The organism is Streptomyces sp. NBC_00457 (genome assembly GCF_036014015.1).
In the GTDB taxonomy this organism is placed as follows: Bacteria; Actinomycetota; Actinomycetes; order Streptomycetales; family Streptomycetaceae; genus Streptomyces.
In genome coordinates, this window is record NZ_CP107905.1 from 6,881,899 (window position 1) to 6,896,453 (window position 14,555).

A 14,555-nucleotide genomic window follows, 5' to 3' on the forward strand; every position below is an offset into this window, starting at 1 on the left:
GGCATTTCCCGATGAGCAGCACCGAGACGCCCCGCGGCCCCGTCGACTCCTCCCGCATCCCGCGGTACGCCGGACCCGCGACCTTCGCCCGGCTGCCGCGGCTCGACGAGGTCGGCCGTGCCGATGTCGCCGTGGTCGGCGTGCCGTTCGACTCGGGCGTCTCGTACCGGCCGGGCGCCCGCTTCGGCGGCAACGCGATCCGTGAGGCGTCCCGGCTGCTGCGCCCGTACAACCCGGCGCAGGACGCGTCCCCCTTCGCGCTGGCGCAGGTCGCGGACGGCGGGGACATCGCGGTGAACCCGTTCAACATCAACGAGGCCGTGGAGACGGTCGAGGCGGCGGCGGACGAGCTGCTGGGGACGGGGGCCAGGCTGATGACCCTCGGCGGCGACCACACCATCGCGCTCCCGCTGCTCCGTTCCGTGGCCAAGCAGCACGGCCCGGTGGCGCTGCTGCACTTCGACGCGCACCTCGACACCTGGGACACGTACTTCGGCGCCGAGTACACGCACGGGACGCCGTTCCGGCGGGCGGTGGAGGAGGGGATCCTGGACACCTCGGCCCTCTCCCACGTCGGTATTCGCGGCCCCCTCTACGGCAAGCAGGACCTGGATGACGACGCCAAGCTCGGCTTCGGCATCGTGACGTCCGCGGATGTCATGCGGCGCGGTGTCGACGAGGTCGCCGACCAGCTGCGTCAGCGCATCGGCGACCGCCCGCTGTACATCTCCATCGACATCGACTGCCTGGACCCGGCGCACGCGCCCGGCACGGGGACGCCCGAGGCGGGCGGCATGACGTCGAGGGAGCTGTTGGAGATCCTGCGGGGTCTGGCCGGCTGCAACCTGGTCTCGGCGGATGTCGTCGAGGTGGCGCCCGCGTACGATCACGCCGAGATCACGTCGGTGGCCGCGTCCCACACGGCGTACGAACTGACCACGATCATGTCCCGCCAGATTGCAGAGGCCCGCGCACAGTGACTCACGACCACGACCTGGTGCTCCGTCCGACCGAGGCGCAGATCTCGGCCGCGCTGAATCCTCCCCCCGGCCGCAACGGCGGAGACCTGGTCGTGGAGACGCTGGCGGCGCTCGGCACGACGACGGTGTTCGGGCTGCCCGGCCAGCACGCGCTCGGCATGTTCGACGCGCTGCGGCGGTCCGACCTGCGGTACATCGGGCTGCGGGTGGAGAACAACGCCGGGTTCGCGGCCGACGCGTACGGCCGGATCACGGGCGAGGCGGCACCGCTGCTGCTGTCGACGGGACCGGGCGCGCTGACGTCACTGGCGGCGCTCCAGGAGGCGGCGGCGGCTTCGGCGCCAGTCCTCGCGATCAGCAGCCAGATCCCGACGGCGGGGCTGGGCGGCGGTCGCCACGGCTATCTGCATGAACTCCCGGACCAGGCGGCCTCGTTCAGGGGCGTGGTGAAGTCCGTCCACACCGTCCGTACGCAGTCACAGATCCCGTCCGCGATCGAGGCGGCCTGGAAGTCGGCGCTGACGGCCCCGCACGGCCCGGTGTGGGTGGAGATCCCGCAGGACGTGCTGCTGGCACAGACCTCGATCCCGGTGGTGACGGGCGGCGACGCCTTCCCCGACGAGCTGCCGCCGCGCCCCGAACTGACGGCGGTGGCAGCCGACTTGCTGTCGAAGGCGGCCCGCCCGGCGATCATCGCGGGCGGGGGAGTGGTACGGGCGGACGCGAGCGGCAAGCTGAGGCAGCTCGCGGAGATGCTCCAGGCCCCGGTGGTCACCACGCCCGGCGGCAAGGGCGCGTTCCCCTGGAAGCACCCGCTGTCGCTCCAGTCGTGGATCGAGGACCGGCACACCACGGACTTCCTGGAGGACGCGGACGTCCTGCTGGTGGTCGGCTCGGGTCTGGGCGAAGTGTCGTCCAACTACCACACGTTCAAGCCGCGCGCCCGGGTCGTCCAGATCGAGGCCGACCTCGGCAAGCTGGAGTCCAACCACCCGGCACTGGGCATCCACGCGGACGCGCGACTGGCGTTGCAGGCGCTGCTGGAGACGGTGGAGGAGCGGCCGGACCCGTCGGCGCCGGAGCGGGTGCGGGCGGTCCTGGCGAAGGTCTCCGAGCGCATCGCCGCCCAGGAACTCACCCTGGAACAGCAGGTGTTGGCGTCGGTGCGGGCGGCGCTCCCCGCTGACTCCCCGTCCTTCTGGGACATGACGATCCTGGCCTATTGGGCCTGGTCCGCCTTCGACGCCAAGGGCCCCAACCTCCTGCACTCCGCCCAGGGCGCCGGCGGCCTCGGCTACGGCTTCCCGGCGGCGCTGGGCGCCGCGGCGGCGGACCCTTCGCGTCCGGTGCTGGCGGTGTCGGGCGACGGAGGCGCGCTCTACTCCATCGCCGAGCTGGCCACGGCCAAGCAGTACGACCTGCCGGTCACCTGGCTCATCGTCGACGACGGCGGCTACGGCATCCTGCGCGAGTACATGAACGACGCCTTCGGGGAGGCGACGGCGACGGAACTGACCCGGCCGGACTATGTGGCGCTGGCGGAGTCCTTCGGGGTCCCGGGGGTTCGTACGTCCCCCGAGACCCTGGAGACGGACCTGGCGAAGGCGCTGGCAGCGCCGGGGCCGTCGGTGGTCGTTCTGCCGGCTGTGCTGCGGATGTTCGCGCCTACGCACCTCTAGTCCCGCAAGTCCCGCTGGTCGCGAGGGCGCTCACCAGATCGACTCGACCCACTCCGGGTGGTCGATGAACGGGTTGCGGTTGCCCTGGTAGGTGTCGTAGATGACCTCGTTGCGGTTTTCCTCGAAGGTGCTCGGCGGGTCCTCGTCGTTCCACTGCTTCAGGACGGAGAGGCGGCCGTGGAACCGGGTGCTGCCGTTGGTGACGGCGTCGTTGGGCTCCAGGTCGGCCCAGCTGTCGTCGCCCTCGTAGCGGACGGCCATGTAGAGGATCATGCGGGCGACGTCGCCCTTGACGGCGTCGCGGGGCTCGAAGGAGTTCGAGTCGGTGAGGCTGCCGCCGGAGTTGGTGAAGCTGCTGCCGCCGTTGTCGAAGTCCTTGTTGCCGCGGATGCTGTTGACCTGGACGTCCTCGGGGCGCAGGTGGTGCAGGTCCGTGCCAGGGCCGGCCGAGGTGCCGAAGTCGCCGTGGGACTGCGCCCACGTGTGCTCGCGGTTCCAGTTGCCGGTGCTGCCTCCGTTCAGCGACTTGCTGCGGGAGATGCCCGAGTACAGCAGGATCACGTTGCCGCTGTTGTTCGGGTCCTGGTCCGTCACCTTCAGCGCGTTCCAGACCGCCGAGTACGACAGCTTCGTCTGGTCGCTGATGATCGTGTGGAGCGAGCTCTTCAGCGCCGTACCGGTCTTGCCGATCGCGTCGGCGTAGTACGTGTCGTCGTACGCCGTGGTCGTGGCCGCGGCGGGGGTCGCGGTCAGCGTCGAGGCGGTGAGGCCGACCAGGACGGCCGCGGTGGCCAGAGCCACGGGCTTCCAGTGCCGGGTGCGTGTCGCCAGCATGAGGGGGGTCCCATCTACGCGGGTTGAATGGAGGCGGCAAGTGGGAGAGTGACATGGACATGTGGCGGTGTAAATGGACGCTGCGTGTCCATTCGGTGACCTGAAGCGGCAAATCGACCCTTGTCTACGCGAGTTGACACGCGGAAGCGGCCCCTGACCGGAAAGTCGGGGGCCGTTGGGCCGGATCGTCAGCCGTTCCTCAATCGGCCGGTGTCATCGCTGACGATCACCGCTGACGAACACCAGCCCCAGCCCGAGGACGGCCAACCCGCACCAGGAGGCGGTCGGCAGGCGTTCGCCGAGGACGGTGACGCCCAGGACCGCGGCGACGGCGGGCTCGGCCAGGGTCAGTGACGTGGCCGTCGAGGCGGGGGTGTGGCGCAGCCCGTATCCGAAGAGCCGGTAGGCAAGCGCGACGGTGAACAGGGCGAGGTGGCCGGCCACCGCCGCGCCGCGTGCCGTGGTCAGCCACTGCGTGTCCACCAGCAGCACGAGCGGCAGGACGAGCAGCCCGGCCGCGCCGAACAGCACGCCCATCACCGCGTCGGACGCATGGCCGCGGGTGATGAGCCGACCGCCGATCAGCGAGTAGACGGCGTACGACAGTCCGGCCCCCGCGGCGAGCGCGACGCCCGTCACGTCCATCGGCGTGGCTTGACCGGTGAGTTCGGGGCCCAGTACCAGGAGCGCGCAGCCCAGGACGGCCGCCGCCGTGGCGAGCGTCCAACGTGCGGTGGGCCGGGACTGCCCGGTCATCCAGGACAGCAGTCCGGCGAAGACCGGTGCGCTGCCGAGCGCGATCACCGTCGTCACCGCGACGCCGGTGCGGGCCACCGCCGGATAGAAGGTGACCGGATATCCGGCCACCGCCAGCGCGCCCAGCACCAGCAGCCACCGCTCACGGCGGGTGCAGACGGCGGGCAGGGAGCGGGCGCCGCGGGAGGTGAGGAACAGCAGGATGCCGCCGAGTGTGAGCCCGGCGGAGCCGATCGCCGCCGCCGGGGCGCCGGCCGGGGCCAGGGAGGAGGCGGTGCCGGTCGTGCCCCACAGCACGGCCGATATGAGGATGGGCGCGGGGCCGGTGAGAAGGCGCGCGTCAGGGCGCGCGGGAAGCAGAGTGGTGGTGCGGTTCGGCACGGTCGTGGTCTTCCGTCGTCGATGCGTCTGGGACTGGGTCCGAAACGGGCGCACGACGGGGCCGGGGAATCAGGAATCAAACCCTCAGCGTCTGCGCCCGGTCAGGCGCAGGGAGGGGGCGTGACGGCGTGCCAGTAGGTATTCACTCGGGGATCGTATCTCGTAGTACGGTCTGGACTTTACGTCCATGCGCTGGACGTTTACTATAGTTGGTGTTCCGGGTTGGGAGTGACTGAGGGGCGGTGCGATGGCCGACGACAGCGCGGACGCGATCCTGGCGGCGTTGCTGCCGGTCATCGATGGGCTGGCGGAGACGTTCGGGCCGACGTGCGAGGTCGTGTTGCACGACTACCGGCGGGGTGAGCAGTCGGTCGCGGCGGTCTCCGGTGCGGTGACCGGCCGCAAGGTCGGCGGCGCGCTGAGCGAGATCGGGCTGGCCGTGCTGGCGCAGGGGGGCGCGGCGACGAACGACATCAACTACGTGACGCGCACGGGGGACGGGCGGATCATCAAGTCGTCGACCATGCCGTTGCGCGACGGTGCGGGCCATGTGTTCGGGGCGCTGTGCGTCAATGTCGACGTCACGGCTCTGCGGCAGGCCGGCGACCTGCTGACGGCGCTGGCGGGGACGCCGCCCGTGCAGGTCACGGACACCACGTTCAGCAACGACTTCGACGACGTGGTCGACGCGCTGATCCGGGCCGAGGAGGTGTCACGCGGCAAGCCGGTGAGCAGTCTGACCCGGGTGGAGCGGCTGGCCCTCCTCCACGTCCTGGACCGGCGCGGTGTCTTCACGGTGCGCAACGCGGTGCCGCGGATCGCCGAACGGCTCGGGGTGTCCCGCTCGGCGGTCTACGCGGATCTCAACGAGTGCCGCAGCGGCGAGGAGAGCCGATGACGGTGCCCTGGTCGCGAGCCGACGCTTCATGAGCCGGTCTCCCCTCCGTCACCGGCCCGCCCTACGGTGGCGCCCATGCGTCTGAGAACCGTACTCGCGACCGCCACCGCCGGCCTGGCGGCGGCCACCTGCCTCACCGCCGCAGGGCCCGCCAACGCGGGCGAGAATCACGCCTGTTCGCCCTCCGTCGCCATCCAGGGCTTCTCCGACGCCCTGGACAAGACGACGTACCAGGGCACCTATGTCGGCAACTTCTCCGCGCTCGCCGTGGACCGGAACGGCGACCTCGCCGCGCTCAGCGACCGCTCGTCGCTGTTCACGCTGGACCGCAGGACCCTCCAGCCGAAGTCCGTCGTCCAGCTCGCCGACGAGAACGGCACCGCGCTGGACTCCGAGGGCCTGGTCGTGGAGCGGGACGGCACCCGGCTCATCAGCTCCGAGACCGAGCCGTCCGTACGCCGCTACTCCCGCGACGGCAAGATCCTCGACCGTCTGCCGGTACCGGCCTCTCTCCAGGTCGCCCCGGCCGGGCGGGCCGTCACCAACGGCACCTTCGAGGGCCTGACCATGCTCCCCGGCGGGCGCACCCTGCTCGCGTCGATGGAGTACGCGCTGTCCGGCGACACCGCCGGCATCGTCCGCTGGCAGACCTGGAAGCGGCACCACGGCACCTTCGGGCTCGGCGCCCAGTACGCCTACCGGGCCGACACCGGCCTCGGCGTCCCCGAGGTCACCGCGCTGCCCGACGGCCGGTTCCTCGTCCTGGAGCGCGGCTTCACCTCCGGCGTCGGCAACACCGTCCGCCTCTACCTCGCCGACCCGCGCCGCGCGACCGACACCGGCGGCATCGACACGCTGACCGGCCAGGACGGCGTACGGCTGGTCAAGAAGACCCTCCTCGCCGACCTCGTGAACTGCCCGACACTCGGCGCGACCGCCAAGCAGCCCCAGCCCAACCCCCTCCTCGACAACATCGAGTCCATGACGATCACCGGCTGGACCAAGGGCCGCCTGAAGGTACTGCTGGCCAGCGACGACAACCAGAACGCGACACAGACGACGCGCTTCTACGATCTCCGGGTAAGCACAGCGCCCCGTTAGGGGCGCGGGGAACTGCGCGCTCAGCCCCCACGGCGCCGCACCCGAAGCCACACCGGAGGGATGAAATCCGCTCGCCGCGGCGTTGGTGCCTTCCGTAGATCCAACAGAACGGGGAGGCACCGACGTGGCAGCGCGGCAGGGGCAAGGCTGGGCGCGAAGGCTGTGGGCGTACGCCTGGCGTTACCCCAAGGACGTCGTCCTGGCCCTCGGCGCCTCGCTCGTCGGCATGGCCGTCATGGCGCTGGCCCCGCTGATCACCAAGGTGATCATCGATGACGTGATCGTCGGTCACAGCCGGTCCATGGCGGTCTGGGCGGGCGCCCTCATCGGCGCCGCACTCCTCGTCTACGTCCTCACCTACATCCGCCGCTACTACGGCGGCCGTCTCGCCCTCGACGTCCAGCACGACCTGCGGACCGAGATGTACGGCACGATCACCCGCCTCGACGGCCGCCGGCAGGACGAGCTGTCCACCGGTCAGGTCGTCGGCCGGGCGACCAGCGACCTCCAGCTGATCCAGGGCCTGCTCTTCATGCTCCCGATGACCATCGGGAACTTCATGCTCTTCCTGATCTCCCTGGTCATCATGGCGTGGCTGTCGCTCCCGCTCACGCTGGTCGCCCTCGCGGTCGCGCCCGCGATCTGGTTCATCGCCAAGCGCAGCCGCACCAAGCTGCACCCTGCGACCTGGTACGCCCAGGCCCAGGCGGCGGCCGTCGCGGGCGTCGTCGACGGCGCCGTCAGCGGCGTACGCGTGGTGAAGGGGTTCGGGCAGGAGGACCAGGAGACCGGGAAGCTGCGGGAGGTCGGCCGCAGGCTCTTCGCGGGGCGGCTGCGCACGATCCGGTTCAACTCGAAGTACACCCCCGCCCTCCAGGCCGTCCCCGCCCTCGGCCAGGTCGCGATGCTCGCGCTCGGCGGCTGGCTCGCGGTCCGCGGGCACATCACGCTCGGCACGTTCGTCGCCTTCTCCACCTACCTCGCCCAGCTCGTCGGCCCGGTCCGCATGCTCGCCATGGTCCTCACCGTCGGCCAGCAGGCCCGCGCCGGCACGGAACGCGTCCTGGAACTGATCGACACCGAGCCGGCGCTCGAGGACGGCCACAAGACGCTGCCCGCCGACGCGCCCGCCACCGTCGAGTTCGACGACGTCTCCTTCGGCTACGAGGGTGCCCTGGGCAAAACCACTCCTGTTCTCGACGGGCTGAGCTTCGAGATCCACCCCGGCGAGACCCTCGCCGTCGTCGGCTCCTCCGGCTCCGGCAAGTCGACGGTCTCGCTGCTGCTGCCCCGGTTCTACGACGTCACCCACGGCGCCGTCCTCATCGGCGGCCACGATGTCCGCGAGCTGACCCTCGACTCGCTGAGGGCCGCGATCGGGCTGGTCCCCGAGGACTCCTTCCTCTTCTCGGACACGGTCCGCAGCAACATCGCGTACGGCCGTCCCGACGCGACGGACTACGAGATCGAGGCCGCCGCCCGCGCCGCCCAGGCGGACCGCTTCATCAGGGACCTCCCCGACGGCTACGACACCAAGGTCGGCGAGCACGGCCTCACCCTCTCCGGCGGCCAGCGCCAGCGCGTCGCCCTCGCCCGCGCGATCCTCACCGACCCGCGGCTGCTCGTCCTCGACGACGCCACCTCCGCCGTGGACGCCCGCGTCGAGCACGAGATCCACGAGGCCCTGAAGCACGTCATGGAGGGCCGGACCACCCTCCTCATCGCCCACCGCCGCTCCACCCTCAACCTCGCCGACCGCATCGCCGTCCTCGAGAACGGGCGCCTTGCCGACATCGGCACCCATGACGAACTCCAGCAGCGGTCGGCTCTCTACCGCCGGCTCCTCACCGACCCGGACGAACTCGGCGGCGTCTCGCCCGGCCACGCCCAGCCCGCCTGTCCGCAGGAGGACACCTCCGTACGGGACGAGCTGGACGCCGAGTTCGATGCCGAGCGCGGCATCACGCCCCGGCTGTGGGCGGGCGAGCGCACCCCGCGCGACCTCGCGATGGACGGCACCCCGGCCACCCCCGAACTCCTCGCCCAGGTGGACGCGTTGCCCCCGGCGACCGACACCCCGGAGATCGACGAGGCACGCGCCGTGCGAGCCGAGGAGAGCTACGGACTGCGCAGGCTGCTGCGCGGCTTCGGCCTGCCCCTCCTCGTCAGCCTCTCCCTCGTCGCCGTGGACGCGGGTATGGGGCTCCTCCTGCCCGTCCTGATCCGGCACGGCATCGACAGCGGTGTCTCGGAGATGGCCCTCGGCGCGGTCTGGGCGGCCGCGCTGCTCGGGCTGCTCACCGTCGTGATCCAGTGGGCGGCGCAGGTCGGCGAGACCCGGATGACCGGGCGCACCGGCGAGCGCGTGCTGTACTCCCTGCGCCTGAAGATCTTCGCCCAGCTCCAGCGGCTCGGACTCGACTACTACGAGCGTGAGTTGACCGGCCGGATCATGACGAGGATGACGACGGACGTCGACGCCTTGTCGACGTTCCTCCAGACCGGCCTGGTCACGGCGTTCGTCTCGGTCGTCACGTTCTTCGGCATCATGGTCGCCCTGCTGGTGATCGACGTACAGCTGGCGCTGCTCGTCTTCGCCACCCTCCCGCCGCTGATCCTCGCCACGGTCTTCTTCCGCCGGGCGAGCGTGAAGGCGTACGAACTGGCCCGGGAACGCGTGTCGGTGGTCAACGGCGACCTCCAGGAGTCGGTGTCCGGGCTGCGGATCGTGCAGGCGTTCCGGCGTGAGCGGGACGGCGGGCGGCGCTTCGCGGAGCGGAGCGACAGTTACCGTCAGGCCCGTATCCGGGGTCAGTGGCTGATCTCGGTGTACTTCCCCGGCGTGCAGCTGCTGTCGTCGGTCGCCGCGGCCGCCGTGCTGATCGTGGGTGCCGGGCGGGTCGACAACGGCACGCTCACCACGGGCGCGCTGGTGGCGTACCTCCTCTACATCGACCTGTTCTTCGCCCCTGTCCAGCAGCTTTCCCAGGTCTTCGACGGCTACCAGCAGGCGACGGTCTCGCTGGGCCGCATCCAGGAGCTGCTCCAGGAGCCGACGTCGACGAAGAGCGCCGACGAGCCGCTCGACGTGCTCTCGCTGCGCGGCGAAGTCGCCTTCGAGGACGTGCACTTCGCCTACGGCGGCGAGGAGGAGGCCCTCACCGGGATCAACCTCGCCATCCCCGCCGGGCAGACCGTCGCCTTCGTCGGCGAGACCGGCGCCGGCAAGTCGACCCTCGTCAAGCTGGTGGCCCGCTTCTACGACCCCACCGGTGGCCGCGTCACCGTCGACGGCACCGACCTGCGCGCCCTCGACCTCACGTCGTACCGGCACCGGCTGGGCGTCGTCCCGCAGGAGGCGTACCTCTTCCAGGGCACCGTCCGCGACGCCATCGCCTACGGCCGCCCCGACGCCACCGACGCCGAAGTGGAGGCGGCGGCCCGGGCGGTCGGCGCGCACGACATGATCGCCACGCTGGAGGGCGGCTACCTCCACGAGGTCGCCGAGCGCGGCCGCAACCTCTCCGCGGGCCAACGGCAGCTGATCGCGCTGGCCCGCGCCGAGCTGGTCGACCCGGACATCCTCCTCCTCGACGAGGCGACGGCCGCCCTGGACCTGGCCTCCGAGGCCCTGGTGAACCAGGCCACCGACCGCTTGGCAGGCCGCCGTACCACCCTCGTCGTCGCCCACCGCCTGACCACCGCGGCCCGCGCGGACCGCGTGGTCGTCATGTCCGACGGCCGCGTCGCCGAGGACGGCACCCACGAGGAACTCCTCGCAAGGGGTGGGCAGTACGCGGAGCTGTGGCGGACGTTCGTGGGGGAGGACACGGCCGTGGTGGCCTGACGGGTCGTCGGCCTGCCGAGCGGGGCCGTCGGTCGACGGTCACGTCAGCCGCCGGACGGAGTCCGGCCAGTCGTCCGAAGCCCGGGAGGCCCGCCAGGGCCGAGCGGTGCGAGGGCGACGTCGGGAGGTTCAGAGCCGGTCGGCGCGTCGCGCTGAGGGCCGCGCAACCATCCGACGTACGTCCTGCGTCCGTACACCCGTACGCTCTTGGACGGGGTACGGGAGGGATGACTGTGGACCGTGGTGCGATACGCCGGGGGCTGGCGCTCGGCATTGCCGTGCTCACCACCTCCGGGCTGCTCGGGCTGGCGGCACCCGCCGAGGCGCACGCGGCCGCCAAGCCCTGCGCCGGCCGCAAGGTCAGGACACTCACGTTCTCGACCGGCATCGTGCGCGTCTACAAGCAGGGCCGTGAGATCTGTGCCGTCACGCTCGCCAAGAACCCCGGCCCCGTGCGGACGATGAAAGTCAGCGTGCAGGTGCGCGGTCATCGCCCGGTCGCCTTCACGGACAAGCGCGTCCGCCGTATCAGCACGCCGCTGGTCTACATGGGCCACCGCACCGTGCGCGTGAAGGGCGCGGTCGGCGGGGGCTCGGTCGGCACCGGCTGGATCCGGTACTGATCCACAGGTTGCCGATCCACAGGTTTTCTACAGGGTTTTCCCGATCGTCCGTCATCTCCCCTGGTGCTCAGGTGACTTGCTCCGCTAGCTTCCGGCGCACATCTGTATTCACCGGGAGGGTGCATGCGCAAGGCGCTCAGATGGTTGCTGGCGCTCACCGTGCTCATAGGCACGCTGAGTACGGCGGGAGCGGCCACCGCCGCCGAGCCGGAGGCCACCGCCACCACTGACATCAAGGAGAAGCTGCTCTCGGTTCCGGGCATGAGCCTGGTCGAGGAGAAGCCGTACACCGGCTATCGCTTCTTCGTCCTCAACTACACCCAGCCGGTCGACCACCGGCGCCCGTCCAAGGGCACGTTCCAGCAGCGCATCACCGTGCTGCACAAGGACGAGGCCCGCCCGACGGTCTTCTTCACCAGCGGCTACAACGTCTCCACCACGCCCCGCCGCAGCGAGCCGACCCAGATCGTGGACGGCAACCAGATCTCCATGGAGTACCGCTTCTTCACCCCGTCCCGGCCCGACCCGGCCGACTGGACCAAGCTGGACATCTGGCAGGCCGCCAGCGACCAGCACCGCATCTTCAAGGCGCTCAAGCCGATCTACGACCGGAAGTGGCTCTCCACGGGCGGCTCAAAGGGCGGCATGACCGCCACGTACTACGAGCGCTTCTACCCGCGCGACATGGACGGCGTCGTCGCCTACGTCGCCCCCAACGATGTGGTGAACAAGGAGGACTCCGCCTACGACGAGTTCTTCGCCACCGTCGGTACCAAGGAGTGCCGCGACCGGCTGAACGGCGTGCAGCGCGAGGCGCTGGTACGCCGGGAGCCGATGGAGAAGCGGTACGAGGCCTACGCGGCCGACAACGGCTACACCTTCAACACCATCGGCAGCCTCGACAAGGCCTACGAGGCCACCGTCCTCGACTACGTCTGGGGCTTCTGGCAGTACAGCCTGCTGTCCGACTGCGACACCATCCCGGCGGACGCCAAGAACGCCAGCGACGACGCCATCTGGAACACGCTCGACACCATCGCCGGGTTCTCCTTCTACACGGACCAGGGCCTGGAGCCGTACACGCCGTACTTCTACCAGGCGGGCACCCAGCTGGGCGCTCCGACGATCGTCTTCCCGCACATCGAGAAGAAGTACATCCGCTACGGCTACCTGCCGCCGCGCAACTTCGTGCCGCGGTCGATCCCGATGAAGTTCCAGCCGTACGTCATGAAGGACGTCGACAGCTGGGTCCGCCACAACGCGCGGCAGATGCTCTTCGTCTACGGCGAGAACGACCCGTGGGGCGCCGAGCCGTTCCACCTCGGCAAGAAGGCGCGTGACAGTTACGTCTTCACCGCGCCGGGCCTCAACCACGGCGCCAACGTCGCGGGCCTCGTCCCCGACGAGAAGTCCCTGGCGACGGCACGGATCCTGCAGTGGGCGGGCGTCGCGTCCAGCGCCGTCCAGTCGAACCCCGAGGTCGCCAAGCCGCTGGCCAAGTTCGACCGCAAGCTGGACAAGCGCGACATCGAGCGCGAGCCGGCCTTGCATCCGTAACGCACGAGGAACGCGGAGATGCGCCCGGCCGTTGACTCAGCGGCCGGGCGCATGACGTATGTGTGCTACGTCCGGTACGACAGCCCATGCCCGACCGGATACAGCACCCGCGCCGGATCGTCGGCCCGCTGCACCGGCACCGGCAGCTTCCCGCGCGGCCGCACCCGCCCGGCGATCACCCGGGCCGCGGCGCGCAGCTCGACGTCCGTCCAGGAGTACGACGCCAAGCAGGCCTGGATGTCGGGGAGTTGGGCCACGTCGTAGGGATTGCGGGTGGCGACCGCAACCACCGGCTTCCCGGTCGCCAGCAGCTCCTGGACCAGGGTCTTCTGGGTGCTGCTCGCCGTCACGTTGTACGTCCCGACCACGACGGCGTCCGCCTCGCCCGCCGCGGCGACGGCGGCGCTTATGGCCGCCGAGGTGGGCGCCGTACCGGTCGACAACCTCGTGGCCGTGAAGCCGAGTTCGGTGAGGGCGGCGGCGAGGACGGCGGTGGGCGGTCCGGTGGTGCCGGACGGGGAGGCGGGGTCGGCGCCGACGACGAGGAGCCTGGGGTGCTCGCCGGCGGACAGCGGCAGCAGCCCGCCCTCGTTGACGAGGAGGGTGGTCGTCCGCTCGGCGATGCGGTCGGCGGCGGCGAGATGGGCCGGGGTGCCGACGTTCCGGTCGACGCCGCCCGGGCTGGCGTAGGGCGCGTCGAACAGTCCGAGCTTCGCCTTCAGCCGCAGGATGCGCAGCACCGACTCGTCGAGCCGTGCCTCGGTGAGTTCCCCGTCCTCCACGGCCTGGATGACGGCGTTCCACGCGACGTCCAGCTTCGGCGGGTTGAGGAGCTGGTCCACACCGGCCTTGAGCGCGAGCACCGGCACGCGGTCGTCGCCGTACTTGGTGCGCACCCCTTCCATCCCGAGGGAGTCGGTCACCACGACCCCGTCATAGCCGAGTTCCTCCCGCAGGATGCCGGTGAGGATCGGGCGGGAGAGGGTGGCCGGGTCGCCGGAGTCGTCGAGGGCCGGGAACTGGATGTGCGCGGTCATGATCGAGTCGATGCCCGCGCGGATCGCGGCCCGGAAAGGCCCGGCGTCCAGCTCTTCCCATTCCTCCCGGCTGTGCGTGATGACGGGGAAGCCGGTGTGGCTGTCGACGGTGGTGTCCCCGTGCCCCGGGAAGTGCTTGGCGGTCGCCGCGACGCCCGACCGCTGGTACCCGGTGAGCTCGGCGGCCACCAGACCGGCCACCGCGTCGGGTTCGGAACCGAAGGAGCGGACGCCGATGACCGGGTTGGCGGGGTTGACGTTGACGTCGGCGACGGGGGAGTAGTTCTGCCGGATGCCGATGGCGCGCAGCTCCTGCCCGGCGATACGGCCGAGGGACCGTGCGTCGGTGCGCGACCCGCCCGCGCCGATGGCCATGGCGCCCGGGAAGAGGGTGGCGGGCTCGCCGACTCGGCACACTATCCCGTGCTCCTGGTCGGTGGAGACGAGGACGGGCAGCCCGCGCGGCTGCCGCAGCGAGGCGCGCTGGATGCCGTTGGACAGGTCGGCGATCTGCTGGGGATCACGTGTGTTGTGGGCCCAGGTGAAGTAGATGATGCCGCCGACGCGGTACTCGGCGATGAGCTCGGCGGCGTTGCGGACGCCGATCTCCTTGATGTTGGCGTCGATGTCGGCCTGGTCGGGGGCGGTGGCGGAGTGGCCGTAGACCCGCATGACGAAGAGCTGCCCGACCTTCTCGGGCAGCGTCATACGGGAGATGAGAGAGCGGAGCTTCTTGTCGTCCGCGTAGGCGGGTCCGCCCACCGCGAGAGTGGCGGCGACGCCTGCGGTGGCGGCCAGAACGGTGCGTCTGGAGGGCACGTGCGCTCCTTCCGGAGGTGATCCGCTGAAGGAAACTTCCGAG

At 70.8% G+C, this 14,555-nt stretch carries 10 protein-coding genes; 7 read left to right on the forward strand and 3 right to left on the reverse strand.

The window, feature by feature from the left end; genetic code table 11:
- The first annotated feature begins 11 nt into the window (after positions 1-11).
- On the forward strand, positions 12-980 hold the full coding sequence (gene speB, locus OG828_RS31430; RefSeq protein ID WP_328364140.1) for an agmatinase: 969 nt from the start codon (positions 12-14) through the stop codon (positions 978-980).
- A complete protein-coding gene (locus OG828_RS31435) occupies positions 977-2,659 on the forward strand; it encodes a thiamine pyrophosphate-binding protein (protein ID WP_328503029.1) in 1,683 nt (560 codons plus the stop codon). The genes speB and OG828_RS31435 overlap by 4 nt, the downstream gene beginning before the upstream one ends.
- A 30-nt stretch (positions 2,660-2,689) precedes the next feature.
- Here the strand turns inward: OG828_RS31435 and OG828_RS31440 are convergent, their stop codons facing one another.
- Entirely contained in the window at positions 2,690-3,493 is an 804-nt protein-coding gene (locus tag OG828_RS31440; RefSeq protein WP_328503030.1) for an endonuclease I family protein, read from the reverse strand.
- 213 nt (positions 3,494-3,706) lie between these two features.
- Complete coding sequence (locus OG828_RS31445; RefSeq protein ID WP_328503031.1) at positions 3,707-4,630, reverse strand: DMT family transporter; 924 nt, start codon at positions 4,628-4,630, stop codon at positions 3,707-3,709.
- A 247-nt stretch (positions 4,631-4,877) separates the two neighbouring features.
- Between OG828_RS31445 and OG828_RS31450 the strand changes: the two genes are divergently transcribed.
- From OG828_RS31450 to OG828_RS31470, 5 genes are all read left to right on the forward strand, one after another.
- The gene (locus OG828_RS31450; RefSeq protein ID WP_328503032.1) at positions 4,878-5,528 is read left to right on the forward strand and encodes a helix-turn-helix transcriptional regulator; all 651 of its coding nucleotides are present in this window, start codon (positions 4,878-4,880) and stop codon (positions 5,526-5,528) included.
- A 75-nt stretch (positions 5,529-5,603) separates the two neighbouring features.
- Complete coding sequence (locus tag OG828_RS31455) at positions 5,604-6,629, forward strand: esterase-like activity of phytase family protein (protein WP_328503033.1); 1,026 nt, start codon at positions 5,604-5,606, stop codon at positions 6,627-6,629.
- Positions 6,630-6,753: 124 nt separating this feature from the next.
- A complete protein-coding gene (locus tag OG828_RS31460; RefSeq protein WP_328503034.1) occupies positions 6,754-10,476 on the forward strand; it encodes an ABC transporter ATP-binding protein in 3,723 nt (1,240 codons plus the stop codon).
- A 227-nt stretch (positions 10,477-10,703) separates the two neighbouring features.
- Entirely contained in the window at positions 10,704-11,099 is a 396-nt protein-coding gene (locus tag OG828_RS31465; RefSeq protein WP_443060205.1) for a hypothetical protein, read from the forward strand.
- Positions 11,100-11,222: 123 nt separating this feature from the next.
- Positions 11,223-12,656 (forward strand): S28 family serine protease, encoded by a 1,434-nt coding sequence (locus tag OG828_RS31470; protein ID WP_328503035.1) that lies wholly within the window; start codon positions 11,223-11,225, stop codon positions 12,654-12,656.
- A gap of 65 nt (positions 12,657-12,721) precedes the next feature.
- On the opposite strand, the gene OG828_RS31475 is transcribed toward OG828_RS31470, so the two are convergent.
- Positions 12,722-14,512, reverse strand: coding sequence for a glycoside hydrolase family 3 protein (locus tag OG828_RS31475; RefSeq protein ID WP_328503036.1), 1,791 nt, complete (start codon positions 14,510-14,512; stop codon positions 12,722-12,724).
- Between the last annotated feature and the right edge of the window lie 43 nt (positions 14,513-14,555).